The organism is Methylobacterium sp. SyP6R (assembly GCF_019216885.1).
Classification (GTDB): Bacteria; Pseudomonadota; Alphaproteobacteria; order Rhizobiales; family Beijerinckiaceae; genus Methylobacterium.
The window spans coordinates 4467501-4492112 of the sequence record NZ_JAAQRC020000001.1; the positions used below are offsets into that span (position 1 = coordinate 4467501).

General features: G+C 71.8%; 25 protein-coding genes and 1 tRNA gene (1 of these 26 cut by a window edge). 14 read left to right on the plus strand and 12 right to left on the minus strand.

Going from position 1 to position 24612, the window contains the following annotated elements; genetic code table 11:
- Positions 1-948: the 3' portion of a TRAP transporter substrate-binding protein gene (locus HBB12_RS20575; RefSeq protein ID WP_236991050.1), read on the plus strand. Its footprint begins 75 nt before the window's first position; only the last 948 of its 1023 coding nucleotides appear in the window; its start codon lies off the left edge, out of view; it ends in the stop codon at positions 946-948.
- Between the two features lie 7 nt (positions 949-955).
- Here the strand turns inward: HBB12_RS20575 and HBB12_RS20580 are convergent, their stop codons facing one another.
- Positions 956-1684, minus strand: coding sequence for a hypothetical protein (locus HBB12_RS20580; RefSeq protein ID WP_236991051.1), 729 nt, complete (start codon positions 1682-1684; stop codon positions 956-958).
- Positions 1685-1916: 232 nt separating this feature from the next.
- Between HBB12_RS20580 and HBB12_RS20585 the strand changes: the two genes are divergently transcribed.
- A complete protein-coding gene (locus HBB12_RS20585) occupies positions 1917-2168 on the plus strand; it encodes a DUF6894 family protein (RefSeq protein ID WP_236991052.1) in 252 nt (83 codons plus the stop codon).
- A gap of 25 nt (positions 2169-2193) precedes the next feature.
- Here the strand turns inward: HBB12_RS20585 and HBB12_RS20590 are convergent, their stop codons facing one another.
- The 3 genes from HBB12_RS20590 to HBB12_RS20600 form a co-directional block, all read right to left on the minus strand.
- Positions 2194-3123, minus strand: coding sequence for a transporter substrate-binding domain-containing protein (locus tag HBB12_RS20590; protein ID WP_236991053.1), 930 nt, complete (start codon positions 3121-3123; stop codon positions 2194-2196).
- 223 nt (positions 3124-3346) lie between these two features.
- Positions 3347-4189, minus strand: a complete 843-nt coding sequence (locus HBB12_RS20595) for a transporter substrate-binding domain-containing protein (protein WP_236991054.1) — start codon at positions 4187-4189, stop codon at positions 3347-3349.
- Between the two features lie 167 nt (positions 4190-4356).
- The gene (locus HBB12_RS20600; RefSeq protein ID WP_236991055.1) at positions 4357-6192 is read right to left on the minus strand and encodes a glycoside hydrolase family 15 protein; all 1836 of its coding nucleotides are present in this window, start codon (positions 6190-6192) and stop codon (positions 4357-4359) included.
- A 344-nt stretch (positions 6193-6536) separates the two neighbouring features.
- On the opposite strand from HBB12_RS20600, the gene HBB12_RS20605 reads away from it, so the two are divergent.
- The gene (locus tag HBB12_RS20605; protein ID WP_236991056.1) at positions 6537-7421 is read left to right on the plus strand and encodes a ribokinase; all 885 of its coding nucleotides are present in this window, start codon (positions 6537-6539) and stop codon (positions 7419-7421) included.
- On the opposite strand, the gene HBB12_RS20610 is transcribed toward HBB12_RS20605, so the two are convergent.
- Positions 7422-8378 carry a ketopantoate reductase family protein gene (locus tag HBB12_RS20610; protein ID WP_236991057.1) on the minus strand — a complete coding sequence of 319 codons (957 nt, stop codon included), beginning with the start codon at positions 8376-8378 and terminating at the stop codon, positions 7422-7424. It lies immediately after the preceding gene.
- A gap of 440 nt (positions 8379-8818) precedes the next feature.
- Between HBB12_RS20610 and nikA the strand changes: the two genes are divergently transcribed.
- From nikA to HBB12_RS20645, 7 genes are all read left to right on the plus strand, one after another.
- On the plus strand, positions 8819-10408 hold the full coding sequence (gene nikA, locus HBB12_RS20615) for a nickel ABC transporter substrate-binding protein (protein ID WP_236991058.1): 1590 nt from the start codon (positions 8819-8821) through the stop codon (positions 10406-10408).
- Positions 10408-11349, plus strand: coding sequence for a nickel ABC transporter permease subunit NikB (gene nikB, locus HBB12_RS20620; RefSeq protein ID WP_236991059.1), 942 nt, complete (start codon positions 10408-10410; stop codon positions 11347-11349). The genes nikA and nikB overlap by 1 nt, the downstream gene beginning before the upstream one ends.
- Positions 11346-12188, plus strand: coding sequence for a nickel ABC transporter permease subunit NikC (gene nikC, locus HBB12_RS20625; RefSeq protein ID WP_236991060.1), 843 nt, complete (start codon positions 11346-11348; stop codon positions 12186-12188). The genes nikB and nikC overlap by 4 nt, the downstream gene beginning before the upstream one ends.
- Positions 12185-12967 (plus strand): ATP-binding cassette domain-containing protein, encoded by a 783-nt coding sequence (locus HBB12_RS20630; protein WP_336886941.1) that lies wholly within the window; start codon positions 12185-12187, stop codon positions 12965-12967. The genes nikC and HBB12_RS20630 overlap by 4 nt, the downstream gene beginning before the upstream one ends.
- Positions 12964-13767, plus strand: a complete 804-nt coding sequence (locus HBB12_RS20635; protein ID WP_236991061.1) for an ATP-binding cassette domain-containing protein — start codon at positions 12964-12966, stop codon at positions 13765-13767. The genes HBB12_RS20630 and HBB12_RS20635 overlap by 4 nt, the downstream gene beginning before the upstream one ends.
- A complete protein-coding gene (gene nikR / locus HBB12_RS20640; RefSeq protein ID WP_236991062.1) occupies positions 13767-14243 on the plus strand; it encodes a nickel-responsive transcriptional regulator NikR in 477 nt (158 codons plus the stop codon). Before HBB12_RS20635 ends, nikR begins: the two co-directional genes overlap by 1 nt.
- A gap of 233 nt (positions 14244-14476) precedes the next feature.
- Positions 14477-14938, plus strand: a complete 462-nt coding sequence (locus tag HBB12_RS20645) for a RidA family protein (protein ID WP_236991063.1) — start codon at positions 14477-14479, stop codon at positions 14936-14938.
- 157 nt (positions 14939-15095) lie between these two features.
- On the opposite strand, the gene HBB12_RS20650 is transcribed toward HBB12_RS20645, so the two are convergent.
- The 4 genes from HBB12_RS20650 to HBB12_RS20665 form a co-directional block, all read right to left on the minus strand.
- Positions 15096-15890 (minus strand): Crp/Fnr family transcriptional regulator, encoded by a 795-nt coding sequence (locus tag HBB12_RS20650; protein ID WP_236991064.1) that lies wholly within the window; start codon positions 15888-15890, stop codon positions 15096-15098.
- A 98-nt stretch (positions 15891-15988) separates the two neighbouring features.
- Positions 15989-16885, minus strand: coding sequence for a right-handed parallel beta-helix repeat-containing protein (locus tag HBB12_RS20655; protein ID WP_236991065.1), 897 nt, complete (start codon positions 16883-16885; stop codon positions 15989-15991).
- A 142-nt stretch (positions 16886-17027) separates the two neighbouring features.
- The gene (locus HBB12_RS20660; protein WP_236991066.1) at positions 17028-17231 is read right to left on the minus strand and encodes a hypothetical protein; all 204 of its coding nucleotides are present in this window, start codon (positions 17229-17231) and stop codon (positions 17028-17030) included.
- Between the two features lie 131 nt (positions 17232-17362).
- A complete protein-coding gene (locus HBB12_RS20665; RefSeq protein WP_236991067.1) occupies positions 17363-17575 on the minus strand; it encodes a hypothetical protein in 213 nt (70 codons plus the stop codon).
- Between the two features lie 283 nt (positions 17576-17858).
- Between HBB12_RS20665 and HBB12_RS20670 the strand changes: the two genes are divergently transcribed.
- The 4 genes from HBB12_RS20670 (at position 17859) to HBB12_RS20685 (ending at position 21345) form a co-directional block, all read left to right on the plus strand.
- Entirely contained in the window at positions 17859-18356 is a 498-nt protein-coding gene (locus HBB12_RS20670) for a Ros/MucR family transcriptional regulator (protein ID WP_236991068.1), read from the plus strand.
- A 572-nt stretch (positions 18357-18928) separates the two neighbouring features.
- Positions 18929-20527 carry a gamma-glutamyltransferase gene (locus tag HBB12_RS20675; RefSeq protein ID WP_236991069.1) on the plus strand — a complete coding sequence of 533 codons (1599 nt, stop codon included), beginning with the start codon at positions 18929-18931 and terminating at the stop codon, positions 20525-20527.
- 116 nt (positions 20528-20643) lie between these two features.
- Positions 20644-20720 (plus strand) — tRNA-Arg (locus HBB12_RS20680).
- A 361-nt stretch (positions 20721-21081) separates the two neighbouring features.
- Entirely contained in the window at positions 21082-21345 is a 264-nt protein-coding gene (locus HBB12_RS20685; RefSeq protein ID WP_236991070.1) for a hypothetical protein, read from the plus strand.
- Here the strand turns inward: HBB12_RS20685 and HBB12_RS20690 are convergent.
- From HBB12_RS20690 to HBB12_RS20700, 3 genes are all read right to left on the minus strand, one after another.
- Entirely contained in the window at positions 21302-21625 is a 324-nt protein-coding gene (locus tag HBB12_RS20690) for a hypothetical protein (RefSeq protein ID WP_236991071.1), read from the minus strand. The two genes, HBB12_RS20685 and HBB12_RS20690, sit on opposite strands and share 44 nt — an antisense overlap.
- A gap of 217 nt (positions 21626-21842) precedes the next feature.
- The gene (locus tag HBB12_RS20695; RefSeq protein WP_236991072.1) at positions 21843-23234 is read right to left on the minus strand and encodes a four-carbon acid sugar kinase family protein; all 1392 of its coding nucleotides are present in this window, start codon (positions 23232-23234) and stop codon (positions 21843-21845) included.
- Entirely contained in the window at positions 23231-24505 is a 1275-nt protein-coding gene (locus HBB12_RS20700) for a ribulose-bisphosphate carboxylase large subunit family protein (protein WP_236991073.1), read from the minus strand. Before HBB12_RS20700 ends, HBB12_RS20695 begins: the two co-directional genes overlap by 4 nt.
- Positions 24506-24612: the final 107 nt, after the last annotated feature.

The window sequence follows — 24612 nt, forward strand, 5'->3', positions numbered from 1 at the left end:
GCGCAGGCTCCGGCTGTCGCGGCGGACCGCGCGCGGATCGTGTGGCGGATGCCGACCGAGTATCCCGCCAGCACCATGCCGGGCGAGGGGCTCGCCACCTTCGCGCACCTCGCAGCCGAGCGCAGCGGCGGGCGGCTCGCGGTCGCGCCGAGCTTCGATGCCGCCGCGGGCTTACGCTCCGGCGCGATGATCGACGCCGTGGCGGCCGGCACGGTCGAGGCGGCGGACGCCTTCACCGGGCCGCTGGCGGCGGTCGATCCGGTCTTCGCCCTGTCCTCCCTGCCCTTCCTGGCGACCTCGATCGAGGAGGCGAAAGCCCTTGCGGCGATCGCCCGGCCGGCCTATGCCCGGGTGCTGGCCGCGCATGGCCAGCGGCTGCTCTACGTCACGCCCTGGGCGCCGTCGGGAATCTGGTCGCGCCGTGCCCTCACCGACACCGCCGACCTGAAGGGCCTCCGGATCCGCACCTACGACGCGACCTCCACGGCTCTGTTCGCCGCGGCGGGGGCGCAGGCCGTCAACCTGTCCCAGGCCGACGCGATCCCGCAGGTGAAGGCCGGCGCCGTCGACGCGATGCTCTCCTCCGGCGACGGCGGGGTCGGGCGCCGCCTGTGGGAGCAGCTGCCGCACTTCACGGCGGTGCAATACGCGATGCCGATCTCGATCGCCGTGGTGTCCATCCGGGCCTACGAGGCCCTGCCGGAAGCGTTGCGCCAAGCCGTCGACGCGGCGGCGGCCGAGACGGAGGCGCGGCAATGGGCGGCGATCCGCACCCGCCTCGACGAGAATTTTTCCCGCATGCGCCAGAACGGCGTCGTCATCGGCGACCCGCCCGCGCCGGCGATCACCGCATTGCTCGCCAAGGCCGGCGAGGCGGCCGTCGCGGCCTGGGAGGCGAAGACCGGTCCGGAGGGTGCGCGGATCCTGGCTGCCTATCGCGGGCGCTGACGCGGTCTCACGCCTCGGCGGGAGCCTGCCGGCGCAAGCCTGCCTTCGCGGCCTCCATCCGCATCCCGGCCTCCTCGGCTGCAAGGGACGGTGCCTGCCGGCCGAGCCCCAGGGCCTCGTCGAGAATCGCCACCGCCTCGGCCCAGGCGCCGGGCCAGAACAGGGCGGCGGCCTCGACCGCGTCGGCGGCGGTGCGGGCATCGATCTCGGCGGCGAAGAGCGCGGCGCGGGCGGCCGCCGCCGCACGGGCGCCCCGCACCCAGGTGCCCTGGCGGCCGGCGGCCTCGGCCAGCGAGCCGGCCGACCAGGCGGCGTGGCGCGCCACCGTCACGGCAGCGTCCAGGTCCGGCGCCGCCCGGCAGGCGGCGGCGTGCCGCACCAGCCCGGCCCGCTCCAGCACCGGCGCCAGCAGGCGGCGCACACCCTCGTGCACGAGGTGGGCGGTGCGCGCCGCCTCGACCGCCGCGGAATCGGCGGAGCCAGCGAGGCGCAGCACGAAGGCCATCAGCCGCGGGCGCTCGGCATCCGGCATGGCGTCGTTGAGGCCGAGCGCGTAGGCCGCGAGCGGGCCCGAGAAGCAGGGTGGGCAATCGGCCGAGGAGCGGATCGCCCGGTAGGGCAGGCCCGCCGCCACCACCGCCGCCTCGTTGATGCAGGTGCCGCCATCCGGGCCCGGGAAGGTGTGCGAGCCCGGCAGCAGCCGCCAGTTCAGGATGGAGTCGAAGGGGCCGGGCATGAATTCTCCCGCCGGGGGCTTTTCGCGGTCCGTGGCCCGCGAAACTGGCAGGGTTTCCGTCCGGCGGCGAGCCCTATTCATGGAGACGGGACGGCCGCGCGCGAAGGACGACATGGAGTGCGGCATCGCGTCCCCGTCCCGATCGGGTTGCGAACTCGGAACATATAGTGAACATTAACCCGTATGGGCATCGCCCGCCCGGGCGCGCGACCATCGGGGAGAGAGGATCGGCATGACACGCTACCGCTTCCACTGCACCAACGGGTCCGAGTGCGTCCTGGATGCCGAGGGCAGTCTCGTCCGGAGCCCGATGGCCCTCGCCCGCCACGCCCGCGCGGTCGCCGAGGCGGCGATGCGGAGCCTCGACGTCGACGACTGGGCCGAGTGGCGGGTGAGCGTGCACGACCTGACCGGAAAGCGGGTCTGGGTCGAGCCATTCGTGACGCAGGACTTGTCGGCGGAAGACGCGGCGCTGGCGGCGTGAGACTCGTCGCCCGGGCGCTCAGGGGTCAGTCGCTCGCGAGGAAGGTATCGTAGACGGCGCGAATCCCCGGCAGATCCTCTTGCGCCGTCCAGGCCTCGACGATGCTGCGATAGGCCGGGCCCGGCCGATCGGTCGCCAGCACGGCGTCGATACGCGCCACCACCTCGCGCCCCCAGGGCGTGCCGGCGCACATCACCCGGGCGAAGACCGGTTGCCGGTTCTCCTCGGCGAAGGGCAGGCCCACGAAGGCGCTCGGCTGCCCGATCTGACGGGCATTGTAGGCCGCAATGCTGGAGAACTCGACGAGGTAGTCGAGCCGGTCGTTCAGCAGCATGCGGAACGCCTCGCCGAACTCGGAATGGGTCTGTCCCGGCGGATATTGCCGGAACAGCGCATCGACCGCCGGCGCGATGGCGCGGTTGCGCAGCATGCTGGTGCGCAAGTCGCGGTGCTCGGTGAGCAGGCTGCGCAGGGACAGGGGCTCGAGCGCCTCGAAGCGGGCGCGGTTCGCGGCGCGCACGACGATGCGCAGGGGATAGAACATCGCCACCGGGCGCGAGAACACCGCGAAGCCCTCGCGCTCGGGGGTCCTCACGCCGCCGACGAAGCACCATTCCTCGCCGTTCTTGAGCGAGGTCATGATGCGCGGGAACGGCACGTTCAGCGTGGCGTGAGTGTACTCGGTCAGCCGATCGCTCAGGAGCCGGCGGATTCGGTCGAAGATGCCGGTGTCGCGGTTCTCGCCCTCTGTCATCATGTAAGGGGGGGCATCGTAGACCGACCACGTGATCTGCCTGGTGATCTGCGTGTCCCGAGCCTGCGCGACGACTTGGTCCTGCGCGACGACTTGGCCCTGCGCGACGACTTGGCCCTGCGCAGCTTGGGTGCGCGCCGGCACCGGGACCGACAGAGCGAGCGCGATGACCAGACCGGTGAGACCGCGCCGCTTCACCATGACGATTCCTGCGATGTCCTTAAGGCCGGTCGTCGGTCAATGCCGGCCTCGTCTTCAAGATCGGGTTAAATACAGCCGGTTTTCGGGAAAATTTTCAAGGCATAGGCTGCCGATCGTACAATTCTAGATTGTATGTGCGGCGTCGATCCCTCGGTGATCCGGCCGTCCGGCATGAACTGCGCCGGCCTTCGCGGGTGCCCGTCGACCCGGGCCGCGCGTGACGTCAATCGCTCGCCAGGAAGGCGTCGTAGACGGCACGGATGCGCGGCAGGTCCTCCGGCGCGGCCCAGGCCTCGACGATGCTGCGATAGGCTGGGCCCGGTCGCTCGGTCGCCAGCACGGCGTCGATGCGCGCCACCACCTCGCGCCCCCAGGGCGTGCCGGCGCACATCACCCGGGCGAAGACCGGCTCGGGGCTCTCGGCGAAGGGAAGGCCCACGAAATCGTCGGCCTGAGCGATCTGGCGGGTGTGGTAGGCCGTGATGCTGGAGAAATCGACGAGGTAGTCGAGCCGGTCGTTCTGCAGCATGCGGTACGCCTCGATGAACCGGGCATAGGTTTGCCCCGGCGGATACTGCCGGAACAGCGCATCGACCGCCGGTGCGATCGCGCGGTCTCGCAGCACGCTGGTGCGCAAGTCGCGGTGCTCGGTGAGCAGGCTGCGCAGGGAGAGCGGCCCGAGCGCCTCGAAGCGGGCGCGTTTCGAGGCATGCACGACGATGCGCAGCGGATAGAACATCGCCACCGGGCGCGAGAACACCGCGAAGTCCTCGCGCTCGGGGGTCCTCACGCCGCCGACGAAGCACCATTCCTCGCCGTTCTTGAGCGAGGTCACGATGCGCGGGAACGGCACCGTGACGCTCGTGACGGCATAATCGGTCAGCCGCGAGGCCAGGAGCCGGCGGATTCGGTCGAAGATGCCGGTTCCGCGGTGATCGCCCTCGGTGATGGTGAAGGGCGGCGCGTCGAAGACCGGCCACGTGAGCGGCGTGCTTCCGGCCAGCGCCGGTTCCGGGACGACGAGGCCGAGCGCAAGGACCAGACTGACGAGATCGCGTCGCCTCACGATGCTGGTTCCCGCAAACCTCGTTCGTCCACCAATGAATAGGTGCCGTCCCTTCAAGATCGGGTTAATCGCGTGAGGCCATAGGGACCACGTCGTCTCTTGCGAGAGTCGCGCCGTGATCGGGCGCCGGAATTCGGTTCTCGGCAGGGTGGCGGCGCATTATGGGCTCACGTCGGCGGCACGATCCAGGGCACCCGGCGCCAGCGCGTCTCGCGCAAGGTGCGCTCGGCATAGGTGCCGGCCACCGCCTCCCGCCCGCCCTGGGCCGCGAGGTCGAGGACGAGGGCGCTGTGGATGAAGGCGAGGTGGCTGAAGGCCTGCGGGAAGTTGCCCAGGAAGGTGCGGTCCTCCGCCACCTCCTCGGCGTAGAGCCCCAGATCGTTCTGGAGCGCCCGCAGGGCGTCGAACCGGGTCCGGGCCTCCTCGGTCCGGCCGAGCCAGGCCAGCGCGTCGACGAGCCAGAAGGCGCAGATCAGGAAGGTGCCCTCGTGGCCGGGCAGCCCGTCGTCGTTGCGGTAGCGGTAGACGAGCGGGCCGTGGCCGAGGCGCTCGATCACCACCTCGACCGTGCGGGCGAAGACCGCCTCGTCGACCGGAAAGCCCACCATCGGGGCGATCAGCAACGCCGCATCGGGATCGTCGCCGCCGACATATTGCGGGTAGTAGCCGTCCCGCGAGTGAACCGCCTCGCCGTTGACCCGGGCCACGATGGCGTCGCGGGCCGCGCACCAATGCGGCCGCTCGCCGAACAGCCGGATCGCCCGGTCGACCGCGACCCAGTTCATGATCGCGGCGTGCAGGTAATGCTCCTCGGGCTTGCGCGGCTCCCACAGGCCGGCATCCGTCTCGTGCCAGTGGGCGGCGGCGAAATCGGCCAGCCGGATCGCCTGGCGCTCCATCGCCTCGGGGATGGTGCCGCCGAGGGTGCGGTACAGGTGGATGAGGTCGAGCACCTGACCGTAGGCGTCGCTCTGGTGCTGCTCGGCCGCCTCGTTGCCGTAGCGGACCGGGGCGCTGCCGCGCCAGCCCTCGAAATGCGCCGCCTCGTGTTCTGTCAGGTCGGTCTCGCCGGCGATGGCGTAGAGGGGGCGCAGGCCCCCCTCGTCGCGCTCGGCCAGGGTGCCGACGAAGCGGAAGAAGGCTTCCGCCTCCGCCACCATGCCGAACTTCTTCAGCACGTAGAAGGACAGGCAGGCGTCGCGGATCCAGCAGAACCGGTAATCCCAGTTGCGGATGCCGCCGATCTCCTCCGGCAGCGAGGTGGTGGCCGCCGCCACGATGGCACCGGAGGGTGCGTAGGTCAGGGCCTTGAGGGTGAGCGCGCTGCGCAGGAGCTGGTCGCGGAGCGGCCCGTCATAGGCGGCGCCGGCCGACCAGCCGGTCCAGGCCCGGCGCGCCGTCTCCATCAGCTCGCGCGGGCGCAACGCCGTGCGGGCCGCTGCGCCGCCGGGATAGAGCGCGAAGGCCTGCTCGCCGCCATGCTCGATCGTGAACCGGGCCACCGCCGCGCCGCCCTCGATCGCGAGAGGCAGATCGGTAATCACGTCCGGCAGCCCCTCGGCGCCGGCGCCGCCCGACACCGGCCTGAGCGTGGGGAAGGATTCCGAAAAACCCGCCAGCGGCCGGTAGACCGCCCGCATCGGCACCGCGCCGGACACGCCGGAGACGAGGCGCACCAGGCAGGGCAGCGTCCGTCCCGATTCTCGAGCGAGCATGAAGTCGTGCACCGTCGCCGCCCCGGTGGCGCAGGTGAAGGTGGTCTCGAGGATGTTGGTGCCCGGCAGATAGAGCCGTGCACTCTCGAACGGCCCTTCCGGCGCGAGGGCGAAGAAGCCGCCGCGCCGGCGGTCGAGCAGGCGGGAGAAGACCGGGGGCGCATCGAATCGCTCGAGGCAGGCCCAGTCGATCGAGCCGTCGCGGGCGACGAGGGCGCAGCCGTGGCAGTTGCCGATCAGGCCGTAGGCCTCGATGGGCTGGTAGGGCCGGGCGTCCGGATCGTGCATCGGCAAAGGCTCGGGCGAGAGGAGGCGGAATTGCGGGGATGGGTGCCCCGGGAACCGGCGTCGCCGCCGCCTCCCCCTGACGCCCTTGCCCCAGCGGCATTGCGGACGAATCGCGCGGTTTCGCCGGGTGTTCCTGCAGGCGAGCGGAAATTTTTCCGCGGATGAAGGCCAGGGTGAAAACGTGGCCTTCGTTTCGGCACCGCCGGTCGTTCGATGGCGTCGATGGTGCGGCTCCCGTAAAAGTTCCCGATCGCCCCGCCCGCCCCCTTCCCGTTCCTGCGCATCGGTGACATCGACCGACGTCGCGCCCGGCGCCTGCCCGAAGCCGCCCCAGGAGAAACCCCGTGATCGTCTGCTTCGGCTCGCTGAATGCCGACCTGATCTTCCGCCTCCCCGAGATCCCGCGCTCGGGCCAGACGCTGCTGGCCGACGATCTCGCCGTGCAGGCGGGCGGCAAGGGCGCGAACCAGGCCGTGGCCGCGGCCCGGGACGGGGCAGAGGTCGCGATGGTCGGCGCCGTCGGCGGCGATGCCCTCGCCGAGGTGGCGCTGTCGGGTCTGCGCGAGGCGGGTGCCGACATCGCCCGGGTCCGTACCGTGGCGGCGGCGACGGGCTGCGCCTCGATCTGGATCGACGCGGCGGGCCGCAACCGCATCGCGGTGGCGCTGGGGGCGAACGCGCAGGCCCGGGCCGATCAGGTTGCGGATACCGATCTCGCCCGGGCGACCTCGCTGCTCCTCCAGATGGAGGTCGAGGCGGCCGAGACCGCTGCGCTCCTGCGCCGGGCCCGGGCTACGGGCCTGCGGGCGATCCTCAACCTCGCTCCCGCCCTGCCGCTCGACGCCGACACCCTGCGGCTCGCCGGCCTCCTCGTCGTCAACGAGGACGAGGCGGAGGCGACCGCCGCGCGGCTCGGCTGCGCGCCGGAGGCGGCCTCCCTGCGGGCGGTGCTCGGCATCGACGTGGTGCACACCCTCGGCGAGGCCGGCTCGGAGGCGGCGACGGCGGACGGCGCCTGGCACGTCCCGGCCCGGGCGATCGACCCGGTCGACACCACCGCGGCGGGCGACTGCTTCGTCGGCGTCCTGGCGGCGGCGCTCGATCGCGGCACGCCGTTGCGCGCGGCGATGGAGCGGGCGAGCGTCGCGGCCGCCCTCGCCTGCGGGCGGCGGGGCAGCCAGGCGAGCCTGCCGTGGTGCGCGGAGACCGACCGGGCGCTCGGAGCCTGATCAGACCGGGCAGGTTCCGGGATCGGCCTGGACCGGGAAGGCGGCCTCCCGCGCCTTGATCAGGGCGACCACGGTGTCGTTGACCGGTGTCGCCACCCCGCATCGCCGGCCCAGGCGCGGAATCGACCCGTTGATCGCCTCGACCTCGCCGCGGCGCCCGGCCCGATGGTCGAGCAGCATCGAGGGCCGGGCATCGGGAATCCTGCCGCCGAGGCGGCGGATATGCTCGATCGGGTCACCGACCTGGAGGTTCACCCCCATGGCCTCCGCCACGGCGATCGCCTCCTCGGCGCATCCCTTCGCCACTCGCCAGGCCTCCGGATCGGCCATCACCCCGCCGATAGTCAGGCCCGTGAGCGTGGTGGTGCCCGAGAAGGTGACGTTCATGATCAGCTTCTCCCACACCATCCGGCCGAGATCGTCGAACAGGCTGGTCCTGAACCCGGCCGAGTCCCAGATCGCCGCCGAGGCCTCCAGGCGCTCGCGCGGCAGGCCCGCGAAGGCGCCGAAGCGGATCATCTCGAGGCCGTTATGATGCGCGTGGCCGGGGGCCCGCATCGAGGCGCCGAAGCCGCCGACCACGCCGACGGCGATCCGGTCCGGGTCGATGAATGTCGCCGCCACCTCCGGCGAGCCGAGCCCGTTCTGGATCGTCTGCACCACCGTCCCGGGCCCGATCAGCGGGGCGCAACTCCCGGCCGCCGCCGCGACGTCGAAGGCCTTGGTGGCGACGATGACGAGGTCGCAGGGGCCGATCCCCTCCGTCGTGGTGCCGGCGCTCGCGAGCCGCACGGTGCGGTCGCCGCTCGCGCCCTCGACGCGCAGGCCGTTCTCCCGCATCGCCGCCGCATGATCGGCCCAGAGCGTGACGGCGTGCACCGCGTGGCCCACCGACGCCATCAGGCCTGCATAGACCGAGCCCATGGCGCCGCATCCGACGATCGCGACCTTCGCCATCCTGTTTCCTCCCGGGGGCGTCATCCGATTCCGGAGCGCCCGTCTCGTTGGAGGACAATCGACAGGACCGGCGCGCGGCTGTCCAGACGAAAGATCGGCTCGGGTTTCCCCTCTCCCCGCGGGCGGGGAGAGGCCTGAGCTCCGAAGGGGCTCAGGGAGCCCGAAGGGCGGGGGTGAGGGGGTGTTTCCGCAGGAGCCTTACGCGTCGAGACCCCCTCACCCTCTCTCCGGCTGCGCCTCCGCTTGCTGCGTCTCCTGAACGGAGACGCAGCCCTCTCCCCGCCCGCGGGGAGAGGAGAGAACCCGCGGCCTTTCGTTTCCCGGATGATCCTCGTGCGAGACGAACGAACGGAAAATCGTGCATCGCCGCTGGCCGATCCGGCGCCGCTCCCGTATCAGGCGGTAGGAGCTTTCCTCTCATTCGTCATACCAGGAGCCCGATGCCCAAGCTGGCGAGCCTCGCCGTCGCCGCCCTGCTGGCCGGCACCGTCCTGCCGATGACCGTGGCGGCCGCGGACGGCCCACAGCTCACCTATTCCTGGCCGACCAATGTCGGGCCGCTGAACCCGCATCTCTACGCCCCCAACCAGATGTTCGCGCAGGCCAGCGTCTATGAGCCGCTGGTGAGGGCCCGCGCCGACGGCACGGTCGAGCCCTGGCTCGCCACCGCCTGGACGATCTCGACGGACGGGCGGACCTACGACTTCACCTTGCGTCCGGGCGTGACCTTCAGCGACGGGACGCCTTTCGACGCCGCGGCGGTGAAGGCGAACTTCGATGCGATCCTGGCCAACCGTGCCCGCCACGACTGGCTCGACCTGGCGCGGCAGATCGACCGCACCGAGGTCACCGGCCCCCTCGCCTTCCGGCTGGTGCTCAAGGCCGCGCACGATCCGACGTTGAAGGAACTCGCACTGCCGCGGCCCTTCCGCTTCGTCTCGCCCGCCGCCATGGGCCCGGGGAGCACCACGGCGGGCGGCATCAGGGCGCCGGTCGGCACCGGGCCGTGGCGCCTCGTCGAGACGCGGCTCGGCATCTCCGATACCTTCGCCGCCAACCCGACCTACTGGGGCGACAAGCCGGCCTTCGCGCGCCTCGTCGTCAAGGTGATCCCCGACCCCAACACCCGCGCCATCGCGCTCCAGACCGGCGAGGTCGATCTCGTCTACGGCGCCGCCGGGCAGATCCCGTCGGAGGCCTTCCTGCGCCTGCGCGAGCAAGCCCCGGCCTTCTCGGCCGCGGTATCAGGGCCGCTCGCCACTCGGGTCCTCGCGCTCAACTCCGCGCGATTCCCCACCGACGATCCCGCGGTGCGGCGCGCGATCAACCAGGCGGTCGACAAGGACACCCTGGTCCGCACCGTCCTCGACGGGATCGAGCCCCGCGCCGATTTCCTGTTCGCCCCCACCATTCCCTACGCCGATGTCGGGCTGACACCCTACGGCTTCGACCGGGCGGCGGCGGACAAGTTCCTCGACGAGGCCGGCTGGGCCCGGGGCCGCGACGGGGTACGCGCGAAAGCCGGGCGCCCGTTGGCGCTCGAACTCGACTTCGTCGGCACCAACGCCCAACAGAAGGCCATCGCCGAGGTGATCCAGGCCGATCTCGCCCGGATCGGCATCGCCGTGCGCCTCGTCGGCGAGGAGGAGAGCGCGATCCTCGCCCGCCAGAAGGACGGGCGCTTCGGCCTGATCTTCGGCGAGACCTGGGGGCCGCCCTACGATCCCGCCTCCTTCGTCAGCGCGATGCGGGCGCCCTCGCACGCCGATTACCAGGCGCAGAAGGGCCTGCCCGACAAGGCCGGGATCGACGCCGCGATCACGGCGGCCCTCGCCGCCACCGACCCGGCCGAGCGGCAACGCCTTTACGCGAGAATCCTGACCATGCTGCACGAGGCGGCGGTGTACCTGCCGATCTCCCATGCCGTGGCGATCGAGGTCCACCGCGCCAGGGTCACGGGCGTGCGGTTCGGTGCGACGCTCAACGAGATCCCCTTCGCCGCCATGCGGCCGGCCGGGGCGTCCCGCTGATGCTGCGCTTTGCCGCCGCCCGCCTGGCACTGATCCCCCCGATGCTGCTCGGCGTCTCGCTTCTCGTCTTCACCATGTTGCGGCTGGGGCCGGGCGACCCGGCGCTCGACTATCTGCGCCTGTCGCAGGTTCCGCCGACCGACGCGGCCATCGCCGATGCCCGGGCGATGCTCGGCCTCGATCGCCCCTTCGTCGTCCAGTACCTCGACTGGCTGTGGCACGCGCTGCACGGCGATTTCGGCCTCTCCTACGCCACGCGCCGGCCGGTACTGCCGGAGCTTCTCGGCTACCTGCCCGCCACGCTCCAGCTCGCCGGGACGGCACTCGTGGTCAGCCTCGCATTGAGCCTGCCGCTCGGCGCCTGGGCGGCCGGGCATCGCGGCGGGTGGCAGGACCGGCTGGTGCGCGGCGTCGCGGTGCTCGGGGTCTCGCTGCCGAATTTCTGGATCGCCTTCCTGCTCGTCGCCACCTTCTCGGTGTCCCTCGGCTGGCTGCCGGCAACGGGGAGCGGCACCGCGCTCCACCTCGTCATGCCGACGCTGGCGATCGGCCTGATGTCGCTCTCGGTCAATGCCCGGCTCCTGCGGGCGAGCATGCTGGAGGTGGCAGGCGCGCGTCACGTGCTCTATGCCCGCCTGCGCGGTCTTCCTGAGCGCGCCGTGACCCGCCGCCATGTCTTGCGCAACGCCCTCGTGCCCGTCGTCACGGCGACGGGGATGCATGTCGGCGAGCTACTGGGCGGCGCTCTGGTGGTCGAGACGATCTTCTCCTGGCCGGGCATCGGCCGCTACGCCGTCTCGGCGATCTACGATCGCGACTACCCGGTGATCCAGTGCTTCACCCTGGTGATGACGGTGGTGTTCGTCCTGTGCAACCTCGCGGTCGACCTCGCCTATGCCTGGCTCGATCCGCGCATCCGCCTCGCGGGAGACGCCGCGTGAGGATCTCCGGCCTCGCCACCGCCCGCCCCGGGCCGGTCACCGTTGCGGGAGCGCTCGCCGCCTGCTTCGTGCTCCTCGCCCTCGTCGGACCGCTCGCGGCCCCCCACGATCCCCTGGCGGTCGATCTCGCCCATCGGTTCGAGGCGCCGAACCTCACGCATCTCCTCGGCACCGACCATCTCGGCCGCGACATCCTCTCGCGGCTGATCGCCGGGGCGCGCACCACCCTCGGCTCGGTCCTGGTCGTGCTCGCGCTTGTCGTGGCGCTCGGCCTCTCGGTCGGGGGGCTCGCCGGGATGGTGGGAGGACGGGTCGATGCCGGGCTGATGCGCCTGTGCGACGTCTTCCTCACCGTGCCGACCTTCGTGCTGGCCCTGTTCATGATCGGCGCGCTCGGCACCGGCCTCGTCAACGTGGTGGCGGCCATCGTGCTGTCGCACTGGGCCTGGTACGCGCGGATCGTGCGCGGCCTCGTCCTGGAGTTGAAGACCCGCGATTACGTGCTGGCGGCGCGGATCGCCGGCGCGCCGCCGCTCGCGATCTTCGCCGAGCACGTGCTGCCCGGCGTGGTGCCGCCGCTCGCCGCGCTCGCCACCCTCGATATCGGCCACATGGCGCTCCACGTCGCCGGGCTGTCCTTCCTCGGCCTCGGCGTGCAGCCGCCGACACCGGAATGGGGCGTGATGATCAACGACGGGCGCCCGTTCTTCTGGACCCGGCCGTTCCTCGTCGTCTGGCCGGGGCTCGCGATCGCCCTTTCGGTGCTGGCCTTCAATCGCCTCGGCGACGCCCTGCGCGACCGCCTCGACCCGACGCTCGTCGCGGGACGCGGACTGTGAGCGCGCAGACGCTCCGGATCGACGGCCTTCGCGTCGAGACCTGGCGAGGGCGCGAGACACGACCTCTGGTGCGGGACGTGACCCTGGATCTGCACGAAGGCGAGGTCCTGGCCCTCGTCGGCGCCAGCGGGTCCGGCAAGTCGCTCGCCTGCGCCGGCCTCCTCGGGGTATTGCCGCCGGGCACGCGGCAGGCGGGCGGGCGCATCCTCCTCGGCGGGACGGAGGCGAAGCCGGAGGCCTTGCGCGGCCGGGCCGTCGCCAGCGTGCTCCAGGCGCCGCGCACCGCCTTCAACCCCCTGCGGACGCTTCGAGACCATGCCGGCGAGACCCTGGCGGTGGCGGGGATCCGCGGCCGGGCCGGGCGGGAGGCAATGAACGAGGCCCTAGCGGCGGTCGGGCTCGGCGAGGATCCGGGCGTGCCGGACCTCTATCCGTTCCAGATGTCGGGCGGGATGCTGCAGCGGGCGATGATCGCGCTGGCACTCCTTTCCCGGGCGCCCTTCCTCGTCGCCGACGAACCGACCACCGATCTCGACCTCGTCGCGCAGGCCGGCATCCTCGATCTCCTCGCTCGCCTCGTCCGCAAGCACGATCTGGGATTGCTGATCGTCACCCATGATCTCGGCGTCGTCGCCCGCCTCGCCGACCGGGTGGCGGTGATGGAGGAAGGCCGCATCGTCGAGACGGGCGATGTCTCCCGCCTGTTCGCAGAGCCGGCGCATCCGGCGACGCGGGCCCTCCTCGACGCCCATCGTGCGCTGCACGAGGTCCAGGCATGACGGCGCTGCTGACGGCGGAAGGGCTCGGCAAGACCTATCCGGGCGCCGGCTGGCGGAAGGCGGCCCGACCGGTCCTGGCCGGGATCGACCTCGCCCTCGCGGTGGGGGAATGCGTCGCCCTGATCGGCCGCAGCGGCTCGGGCAAGAGCACGCTGGCCCGCCTGCTCCTCGGGCTGGAAGACGCCGATGACGGAACGGTTCGGTTTCGCGGCGCGCCCCTCGGCACGCTCGACCGCGACGGCCGGCGGGCCTTCCGCGCCGCGGTGCAGATGGTGCTCCAGGATCCGCTCTCGGCGGTGAATCCCCGGCACAGTATCGGGCGGATCGTCGCCGAGCCCCTGCGCCACCTGACCGGCCTGTCGGGCCCGGAGCGGGAGGCGCGGGCCGCGGAAGTCCTCGACATGGTCGGCCTCGACCCGGCCGAAGCCGGTCGGCTGCCCGGCCAGCTCTCCGGCGGCCAGGTGCAGCGGGTCGGACTCGCCCGGGCGCTCGCCACCCGGCCCGCCCTCGTGCTCCTCGACGAGGCGATCTCGAACCTCGACGCGCCGCGCCAGGTCGATATCCTCGACCGCCTCTCGGACCTGCGCCGCCGGCACGGGACCGCCTTCCTCCTCGTCACCCACGACGTGCGGCTGGCACGCCGCTTCGCCGACCGGGTCGTGGTGCTGAGCGAGGGGCGGATCGTCGATATGTCGGCCTGCAGGTCGGGTCTCGGCAGGACTTGCCTCACCCTGTCGCACCCGGCGGCGTGCGCCCTCGTGGATGCCGTCCTGCCCGCCACGCCCAAGGAGATCGGCTGATGCAGCGGATCACCGTCACCCTCGACCCGGACCTCGTGGCCGAGGTCGACCGGATCGCCGAACGGCGCGGCTATGCCGGCCGTTCGGAGGCGATGCGCGACCTTCTGCGGCGCGGCCTCGCCGAGACCCGCCGCGCGCTCGACCCCGACCTTTGTTGCGTGGCGACCTTCACCTTCGTCGCCGAGGCCGGCCTGCGCGACCTCGGCCAGCGCCTCGCCGCGATCCAGCAGCAGCGGCACGACCTCGTGATCGCGCAGCTCCAGGTCCCCCTCGACCACGATGCGAGCCTGCACACGCTCCTCGTCCGCGGCCGGGTGCGCGAGATCCTCGACTTCGCCGACGCGGTCGCGACCCAGCGCGGCATCCGCCACGACAGCCTCTCGATCATCCCGGCCCGGATCGAGCTCGGCGACCACCGCCACGGTCCGGATCCGCATGCCTCCAGCCCGCACCCCCACGAGCATATCCGGACGTGATCCGGGCCGGCCTCGTCGCGGTGAGCCGCCCGGCGACCGACCATCCGGCCGGCGGCGCCCCGGTCCTGCCGCTTGACGGCGGCGGCTTCGACACCGCCATTCGACCGGGGCGCATCCTTCGGGCGAGTGTCGCCCGTCCGCGGCCGCCGCGATCGTCGGCGGCGTCCTCTTCCACGCCCGAGATCCTCTTCCACGCCCGAGATCTTGTCCACATCCACGACCAGGAGCCACGCATGACCCCCGAACAGAAGCTCGCCGAGCTCGGCCTGACCCTGCCCCAGGTGCCGGTACCGGTCGCCAACTACGTGCCCTACCGCATCGTCGGCGACCTGCTCTACCTCTCGGGCCAGGGTCCGAAGCGCCCGGACGGCACCTATCGCCCCGGCCGGCTCGGCCGCGACGCCACGATCGAGGAGGGCTACGCCGACGCGCAACTGGCGGGATTGCAGCTCCTCGCCGTCGCCAAGGCGGCGCTCGGCGACCTGTCGCGGGTCAAGGCGGTGGTGAAGCTGCTGGGGATGGTCAATGCCGAGCCCGATTTCGCCGACCATCCGAAGGTCATCAACGGATGCTCGGATCTTCTGGTCGACGTGCTCGGCGATGCCGGCCGCCACGCCCGCTCGGCGGTCGGGATGGGCTCGCTGCCCAACGCCATGACGGTCGAGGTCGAGGCGATCCTGCAGATCGCGCCCTGAGAGGCTGTTCGAGTGGGCCGGCCCGACGCAAACTCTCCCCGTCATCCCGGGGCCGCGAAAGCGGAACCCGGGAACCGTAACCGCGCACGGTTCCGAAGCAGGCGCACGGCGTTCCGCATCGCCCTTCGGATGAGATGAGAAATATTGCTTCGATCGATCACATGGTGATGCCCATCATCCCCGATCCGGCGATCACATCCGCGTCGGGTTTCTCATCGATGCCTCCGTGCTCCCCGCCAACCGACGGGCGTTGGCAGAGATAGACGTCGTCGAACCGGGCGACCTGCCGCAGCGCCGCGAAATCCGGGATGCCGAGCCGCTGGCGCCGCAGCGTGATCAGGCCGGCCTGGCGCAGGTCCTGGAGCGTACGGTTCACGTGGACGGTCGAGATCCCGACCGTCTCGCCGAGATCTTCCTGCGTGAGCGGCAGGATGCAGCCGTCGTGGTCGGTCAGCCCGACCGCCCGCAGGCGGGAGACGATGTCGCAGAACAGGTGCGCGATCCGCTCCTTGGCGGTGCGAAAGCCGATATTGGCCGTCCATTCCCGCTGGATGGCCGACGTCGCCAGCATGTCGAGCCAGACGGCCCGCATGATGGGCGGGTGGCCGTCCATCGCGGACAGGAGGATGGGGCCGGGGATCCGGGCGGCGCGCACCGGCGTCAGCGTGCCGACCGAGTAGTTGACGATGCCCGGAAAGACGATCGGCGTCCCGCACAGGTCCCCGGGCATGAGGTAGGCGGTGATCTGCCGGCGCCCGTCCTCCAGCTGCTTGTAGGCGCAGGCCCAGCCTTCCAGGATCGCCCATACCGCCTTGGCGGCGGCATCTTCGCGAAGGAGGTCGTGGTCGGGCCCGATCCAGTCGGCATCGCGGACGAGCCGTCCCAGCACGGCCTCGTCGTCCGGGGAGAGGCGCGCGTAGCGACCGAACTTGCGGATCAGGTGATGCGGCATCCTCGGCCTCGACGGTCCCACCGGGAGGATGGGGACCGCCAGGCTTGCCGCATTGATCTGGATCAAACGGGGCCGTCATGCGCCGGATCCGGGATGCCTCACTCGACGGTGTTGGGCGCCACCACGTTGCCGGTCCCGTGATCGCCGTTATCGATGCTGCTGCCGAACGGGTAGCCGGCATCCTCCCCACAGGTCAGCCGCCAGCCGTTGCGGGAATTCACCACGATCGCCGCGGCCGGGAAGAACCCGCCGGTGCGGAAGCGGTTTCCGGTGATAACGTTGTCCGAGGGCGTCTGGTGGCGCACCGTGCCGCCCTCCCCGCAATTGCGGTAGAGGCGCACGCCGCCCTGGCCCCGCAGGATGAAGCGGTTGCCGGTGATGCGGTTGCGCGCCGACCCGTCGACGGCGACGGCCTCGCGTCCGGTCTCGGTCTCGATGTCGTTGTCCACGATGCGGTTCTCGGCGCTCTCGGCGTCGAGGTAGAGCGCCGTCGAGACCGAGCGGCCGGCGAGACGCGAGCCCTGGAGGGTGACCCGGGTCACGCCGGGCCCGAGATAGAGCGGGATCGGCCCGGCCGCGACGATGGTCGTACCGGTGATCGTCACGCCGGTCGGCGCCGCGGCTTGCGCGCGCTCGGTGTGGCCCAGGCTGTGGGAGGATTCACGCAGGAGCGGCCCCTGTCCGTTCTCGCCCATGCCCCAGATCCGGACATGGCCGAACACCGTGCAGTCGCGGATGCGGATGTCCGAGGGCCGGTCCCACGGCTCACCCGGGCGAGCCGGGGCCTTGGAGCGGATCGCGATCGTGTAGGTGCCCAGATGCGCCGGCACGTCCGGCCGGCCGAGAGTGGCGCCGGCGCAATCGAGCGTGACGCCGGATGCGGATCCACCCTCGATCACGATGCGCTTGAGCACGTGGTCGCCGGGGGACAGGCGCAGGCTGCAGGTGAGGGAGACGGCCTCCTCGTCGGCCGTCGGCGGCGCGCGCAGGCGCACCAGAACGGCCGCGTCACAGGGCGCGGCCGTTGCAGCCCGCACGAGGGCGGGAGGATCGAGGGGGGGTAGTGCCGGGATCACACCGTGATCCGGAGGGGCGCACCCGGCCCGCCGGGACAGCGGGATGGGTGCACCGGGCGGCTTACCAACGTCCGCTGCTGGCGGAGTGCATGCTGCGCTCGACGGCCGCGAGGGCACTGGCCTCGGCCTTGGCCTCCGTCGGATGCGGACGGTCCGACCGCTCGATCAGCTTGCCGTTCCGACGGATGGCCCACTGGAACTGGCCAGCCGGCTTGGTGATGGGAGAAATCTCGATGGTGAAGGGAGTGGAAGTGTTGTCTGCCATGACACCCATATAGGGAAGAAGCGCGCGCGTTTCTACCCGTCCCCCCTCGGATCGACGCGTAGCCGTCATGCGCGGGGGTTCGGGGTGGCGTCCCGGCGCTCGGGCCTGCCACCTCCACCGCCGAGCCCGTCCTACCTTTGCTCGACGCGGTCGCGCCCGGTTGCGGGGCCCTGCCCGACGGCGTCACCGGCGGCGGCGGCGGCCAGGGCGACCCGGTCCGGCACATCCTCCTCCGAGCCCCACCAGATCGTCTCGCCGCTCGCCATGCGGGCGTAGCGGGCCTGCCCGCGAATCCCGACCTCGACGACCCGCCCGGGCCGCCCCGACTTGCGTCCGACATCCATGATCGCCGCTCCCGCGCCCCCTCCACCGAACGCCGCTCCCGGCCCCGGGTTCGAGCGGGGCCGTACGAAACGCGGGGGGCGGACCGCCCGGGCCGGCGGTCCCAGACTTACCATTTCACTTGTTCCACCCCGGGCGAAGCCTGGTTGCCGCGGTCTTTGCAAGCTTAATCCCCATGAAATCGTACGAGCGGACCGCTTTATCGGAGGGTTGTTCGGTCATGCCGGTTGACCCTGGAGCGGCAGGCGCCCATCACAGGACGGGTTGGTATTTTGGAAGAAAAAAATGGACGACGCAGTCTCCCTCACCTCTCCGATGATCGAGCTGACGAGTGACATCGTCGGCGCCTACGTCTCGAACAACAACGTTCCGGTAGCAGATCTGCCCGGCCTGATTGCATCGATACACGCAACGCTGGTCGGCCTCGATCAGCCGGCGCCCGAGCCGGTGGAGGACCATAAGGTCACCGCCGCGCAAATCCGGAAATCCGTGACGCCGGACCACATCACGAGCTTCCTCGACGGCAAGCCGTACAAGAGCCTGAAGCGGCACCTCACGACGCGCGGCTACACGCCGGACGAGTACCGCCAGAAGTTCGGCCTGCCCTACGACTATCCGATGGTGGCGGCGAGCTACGCGGCCCAGCGCTCCGAGCTCGCCAAGAGCCTCGGCCTCGGCCAGATCCGGCGCGAGCGCGCTGCGGCCCAGCGGGCCCAGGCCGAGACCAAGGCCGAGCCCGCGGCACCGGCCCGCCGCGGCCGGCCGCGCAAGTCCGAGGCCTGAACGGGTTCCGCAAGGAACGGTCGCCGGTTCCGCGACGGGAACCGGCGAGACCAGGGGAATCCGGCAGCCTGTTTGACTGGCGAGATCGGCGTCGTCATGGCATTCTCCATCCCATGAGCGAGCCCATCTCGAGCGCCTGTCTGAGCACCCAAGACTTGAGTCAGGCGGGATCGTCCTATCCTCTAACCCCATCCTGAGGTGGAAGAGTAGGATATCCATAATCCCTCTCGGTTTTTTTCAAATCACTCCGCTCAAACAGGCTCTGAGGTGCGACCGGAGGAAGCCTCGATGGAGGAGTCCACGGATCATCGCGACGTCTGGAGCCCTCCGTCGAGGCCGCGACGCGGCGCCTCGGGACGAGGTTGCGGGTGGGGGCGAGTCACCCGATCGGCCATCCAGGCTCCGAGCAGACGACACGTCGGCATCCCGACGCCCCTGGCGGTCGAGTGCCGGGCCGGTCGCCGATGGCCTTCCCCTGCCCGGCAGGCGCATCGCCCCCGCGGCATCGGCGCTTGGCGGGCGATCCGCGGCCGGTCATCCTCGCCGACCGACGGACTCGGGAGGACATGCGGATGCCGGCTCACGACACCACGCCCTATCGCACGCAGAACTGGACGGTGACGAAGCCGGTCGCGTCGGGCCGGAACGGGATCGTGGTGGCGCAGAACCGCGAGGCCGCCGAGGCGGGCGCGGCGATCCTCGCAGCCGGCGGCAACGCCGCCGATGCGGCCTTCGCCACCGCCTTCGCCCTGGCGGCGGTCGAGCCCTGGAACAGCGGGCTCGGCGGCATCGGCTTCGCCCTGGTGCTGCCGGCCGGCGCCGCGCGGGCGACGGTCGTCGATTTCGGGCCGGTGTCGAGCCGCAACACGAAGGCCGCGGACTATCCTCTCACCGGCCGGGAAAAGCGCGACCTGTTCACCTGGCCCGAGGTGGAGGGCGACCGCAACGTCCACGGGCCGCTCTCGTTCTGCATCCCCTCGGCGGTGGCGGGCTACGCCGCGCTGCACGAGGCGTTCGGGACGGGCCGCCCGGTCGCGGAATTGCTGGCGCCGGCCATCGCGCTGGCGCGGCGGGGCCTGGCCCAGGACTGGTTCACCACCCTGAAGATCGCCTCCTCGGCCTCGTTGCTGCGGCTCTACGAGGAGAGCGCGCGGATCTACCTGCCGGACGGGCTGCCGCCGGTGCCGCCCTACCAGGGCACGCCCGGCTTCCGGCCCCTCGGCCGCCTGGCCGAGACGCTGGAGCGGCTGGCGGAACGCGGCCTGCGCGACTTCTACGAGGGCGGGATCGCCCGCGACCTCGCCGCCGACGTCGCGGCCGTCGGCGGCGTGATCGACCGGGACGACCTGGCCGGCTGCTTGGCCGGCTTGCGCGACGCGCCGACCCTCGCGTGGCGCAGCGACCACCTCGTCCACCATGCGGGCGGCCTCACCGCCGCGCCGACGCTGGCCGAGGTCGTCGCCGGCATGGCGGAGGTCGCCCTCCCGCCCTCCGGCCCGGACGCCGCCTGGTTTTCCACCCTCTCGACGGTCATGCGCGACGCCTATGCCCGGCGCCTTTCGGGCTTGGGCGCGGCCGGGGAGACGGGCGACACACCTGGCGATACCTGCACGACGCATCTCACGGTCGTCGACCGGGACGGGATGCTGGTCTCGCTGACGACGACGCTGCTCTCGTCGATGGGCAGCCGGGTCGTGCTGCCGAAAACCGGCGTGCTGATGAACAACGGCGTGATGTGGTTCGATCCGCGCCCCGGCAGCGCCAACGCGATCGCCGCGAGCGCGCGCCCGCTCTGCAACATGTGCCCGGTCATCGTCACGCCGCGCACGGGCGACGGTCCGCGCCTCGCCGCCGGCGCATCGGGCGGGCGGCGAATCCTGGCGAGCGTCTACCAGACCCTCGCTTACCTCATCGATTTCGGCATGGAGGCGGGCGAGGCGGCCCACGCACCGCGCATCGACGTCTCGGGCCCGGACGGCGCCACGGCGGATGCCCGCCTCCCGCAGGCCGTGCGCGACGCCCTCGCGGCGGCGGGCCCGCTGGCGGTGGTGGAGCACGGCGTCCTGCCGATCAACTTCGCCTGCCCCAACTTCGTCAGGCTGGAAGGCGGCGAGGCTAGTGCGTGCAGCGACGTCGCCTCGCCGTGGTCGGCGGCCGTGGCGGCGGGGTAGAGTCTGCACGTGCGCGAGAGGCCGTCGTCGACGCCGGGCGCGGGGCACAAGCCGTCCGCGGCGTCCCGTCCCGTGTGGACGGGCGGCAAGTGTCCTGCTACCACGCCATCCGGCCAGGCCCCGTAGCTCAGCTGGATAGAGCAGCCGCCTTCTAAGCGGCAGGTCGTAGGTTCGAGCCCTACCGGGGTCGCCATCTCCACGTCCCCCGTTCGACGACAGGGCGCCCTCATCGGCTCAGGCTCCAATCGTACGGCCCCCCGGCGCGGCGTTTCCGGCGGCCGGCCGCGCCACGGCCGGCCTTGGGGGCCGCGACCTGTCGGACGATGCCGGCGGACGACCGGAGCCAAGGGCGACACGGCCGCCGGACCCGGCCCGAGACGAGGCCGGACCGCGCCTCCGTCCCCGGAGCCGCCGCTTCGCAATACCTTAGTATGACCGGCGCAGATCAATGTATGTGCCATTCTATATTTTGCGACGATATTTCGAATGCAGGAAAAAATTATCTTCGAGACAGACGCCGCGCTGATAGGCGGCGGAATTTCGGAGATAGTCAGATGTTGCACCGGCTGATCTTTGCCTCCGCCTTGCTGGCCGCCACCACCGGCAGCGTCCTCGCGCAGCAGACGCACACGATCGACGTGTGGGGCGCGCGGATCGAGGTGCCGAACCAGGGCCCCGGCGGCCTGTTCGGCGACGGCGCGATGCGCCCGCGCGATGGGGGTCTCGCGGCCGGTGCGACGCTGGCAGGGATCGCGCCGGCCCGGTCTTTGGCGCCTACCGCTCCCGCCCTTCTGGACACGCGCGGCCGGCGGCGGTGAGCGCAGGTTGCGCTCCCCTGCAGACCCGCATCGTGTCACCCGGGCCGGGTGACACGATGCGGGCAGCCGGGTGATGCCGGACAGGTCGCCGTCCGCGCTCCGGACGCGGTAGCAGCATCCGCCGGGCGCGTCCTCCACCCGGGGTGCCGTCGCGGATCAGCGGGATCCGGGCGGCGTAGGCGGCCCGGGCCGCCCGGTCGTGCATCGTCCTGGCGATCTCGGTCTGGAACGCGCTGCGCGCGATGGTATCGACGGTGATGGTGTGGGCGGCAAGCCCCACCGCCTGACCCTGGTCGGGAGTTCGAGCCCCGCCCTGGCCAAGCCGTAGGCCGCCTGCCCGTTGCCGCCGCGCCGGCCCGACAGCGAGGCGATACTGATGACCGTGCCGCCGCCCACGCGCATGAAGGCGGTCGCGACGGACAGGCCGATGGTCCCGCCCTGTCGACGAGGGCGGCCTTGCCCGCGAGCCGCTGCGTCGTCTCCTCACCTCCATCGTCTCACGAGGCGGCACGGCCACCCTGCTTGACGGCCAGGAAGAAATCGGGCCGGCCGACCTGGCCGCCCTTCAGCGCCAGTTCGAGCCCGTCGAGGGGCGTGTCGGGGCCATGCGCCCGGCAGACCGGCGAACCCGGATCGAGGGGCCCGAGCGCGGTGAGCGCGTCGATGCCGAGCTGCATCGCGGCATGACCCGAGGTGTCGCCGCCCGCGATCACCGCCCGGGTCAGGCCGGCGGCCCGCACGATCTCCCGCAGGGCGTGGCCGAGCCCGGCGCCAAGCCGCTCGCTCGCCTGGACCGGATCGAGACCGGCGACGGACACTGCCTCCCGCAGGGCGGCGACGCCCGAATCGTCCGGGCCGGCCGCGCTGTAGACCAGGGGATCGCGCCCCGCGCCGAGGGCGCGGAGAGCCGCCTCGACCGCCCGGCCGATCTCGCGCGCGAACGCTTGGTCATCGACCACGAGGCGGGCGTCGAGCCGGATGCCGGCAAAGCCCCGGTCGAGGGCGTGGGCGATCTGGCCGGCCGTCGCCGGCGAGACCGAGCCGGAAACCACCGCCATCCGCGCGACCGGGCCGGGCCGGGAGACCGGCGGCTCGGCCGGCAGCAGGCCGGCGGCGCGCCAATGGGCGACCAGGGCGGCCTCGATCCCCTGCGACCCGATGGCGAAGACCGGGCGCCCGCCCCGCTCCCAGATCAGCCGCCCGGCCTCGGCCAGGGTCTCGGCATCGAGCACGTCGAGAGACACGATCCGGGCGCCCTCCTCCCTCGCCCGGGCCAGCGCCGCATCGCCCGCGCCGCGTTTCATCGCCACGAAGTCGACGAGACCGATCGGGAGCGCCGTCTGGCGGGCGAGATGGCGTCCGAGATCGGCCTCGTCCATCGGCGTGACCGGGTGGCGGGCCATGGTCGGGTGACGGTCGAGGCGGTGGCCCCGGCCGTCGGCCATCGCGAACAGGTGGCCGAAGCTCTGGTAGCGCCCCATCCCCGGATCGGCGACGACCATCGGGATCCAGTCGCCGGCAAAGACGCTGTGGCCGATCTCGGCGGCCCGGCCGATGGAGCCGACATGCGGCGCCGAATCGAAGGTCGAGCAGACCTTGTAATGCGCCACCGGCGCGTCGAGCGAGGCGAGGAGCCGGAAGGCGGGCGGCAATTCCCGGTCCATCCAGGCCGGCGGCTGCGAGCGCGCCACCCCGGCGATGCCGATGGCGCGGGCGCCCGCGAAGGCCTTCAGGCGCGCCGCGCCGGGAACCGAGAGGAACAGCACGGTCTCGAGTCCGGCGAAGGCCAGCACCTCCATCGCCGCCGAGGAGCCGGTGAAATCGTCGCCGTAGAAGGCGACGAGCGGGCCGTCGGGGAGCGCACGGAAGGCCTGGATATTCGGGGTCATGCGGCGCCCTCCAGCGCCTGCGCCAGGGCCTGATGGGTGCGGGCGTGGTCGGACAGCGGAATGCCCGCCACCGCCGCCTCCCAGGCCTGGCGGAACGCCGCCACCCCCTCGCCCGGCCCGCCCGGATGGGCGACGATGCCGCCGCCCGCGGTGACGATGAGATCGGTGGAGCCGAGCGCCGCGTAGGTGCCCGGCGCCTGCCGCACCGTCTGGCCGGACGAGAAGACCGGCATGGCCAGGCACGGCTTGTCGGGGAACAGCGGGGTCAGGCAGGTCCGAGCCGAGGCGACGACGCTGTCGTCGTCCTCCGAGAACTTGTTGTCGAGGCCGTTGACGTGCATGTGGTCGGCGCCGGCGAGCCGCCAGATCTTCTGCCAGGCGACGTAGGACCACCCGAGCAGCGGGTGACGGGTCAGCGCGCCCCAGCCGTTGCGGTGGGCGTGGATCGGCAACTCGCTCATCCGCGCCAGCTCGATCATGCCGACGAGGCCGACCGAGTTGAGGCTCGCCATCACGCAGGTACCGCCGAGATCGCGCACGAGATCGTGGCGGCGGCGCATCTGATCGATCTCGCCGGTGAGGTTGAAGGCGACCATCACCTTCTTCCCCGTCCGTTCGGCATGGTCGTTGACGACCCGCATCACCGCGCGCGCCCGGTCGTCGAACGGGCAATGCGGCCCGTCGGCCTGCAACTCGTCGTCCTTGATGAAGTCGATCCCGCCCTCGCACAGGGTGCGGACCAGGGCGGCGGTCTCGTCCGGCCCGAAACCGACGCTCGGCTTGACGATGGTGCCGATGATCGGCCGCCCCTCGACGCCGGCGAGGCGGCGCGTGCCTTCGATCCCGAAGCGCGGGCCCGGATAGGCCTCGGCGAAGGCCTGCGGCAGCCGGATGTCGAGGAGGCGCAGGCCCGTGACCGGGCGCAGCTCGAACAGGTTGCCGGCCACCGTGGCGAGCAGGTTCGGCAGCGAGGGGCCGAGATTCTCGATCGGCCAGGACAGGGTGACGCGGGCACGGCGCAACTTGCCTGCGTCGATGGCGGCGGTGGTCGGCAGCGACGGGGCCGCGACGCCCTCCTCCAGCACCTCCAGCCGCTCGACCCGGGCGGCGGAACGGGCCTTGAGTTCCGGCGTCTCGCCCGGCACCGGCACGAAGGTGCCGCTCGATTGCTCGCCGGCCATCGTCTCCGCCACACGGCGGGGATCGCTCGCGGTCTCCAGGAGATAATCGGCCTCGATCCGGACCGGAGGCGCGGCGGGGTGCTGGCTCATTCACTCGATTCCGATCGCGGCGCCGATACGGGGCGCACCGACGAGTCTAGAACATCGCCCGTTCGCACTGCAATCGGTCGATGTTCTTGGCCTCGGATTTCACAGCA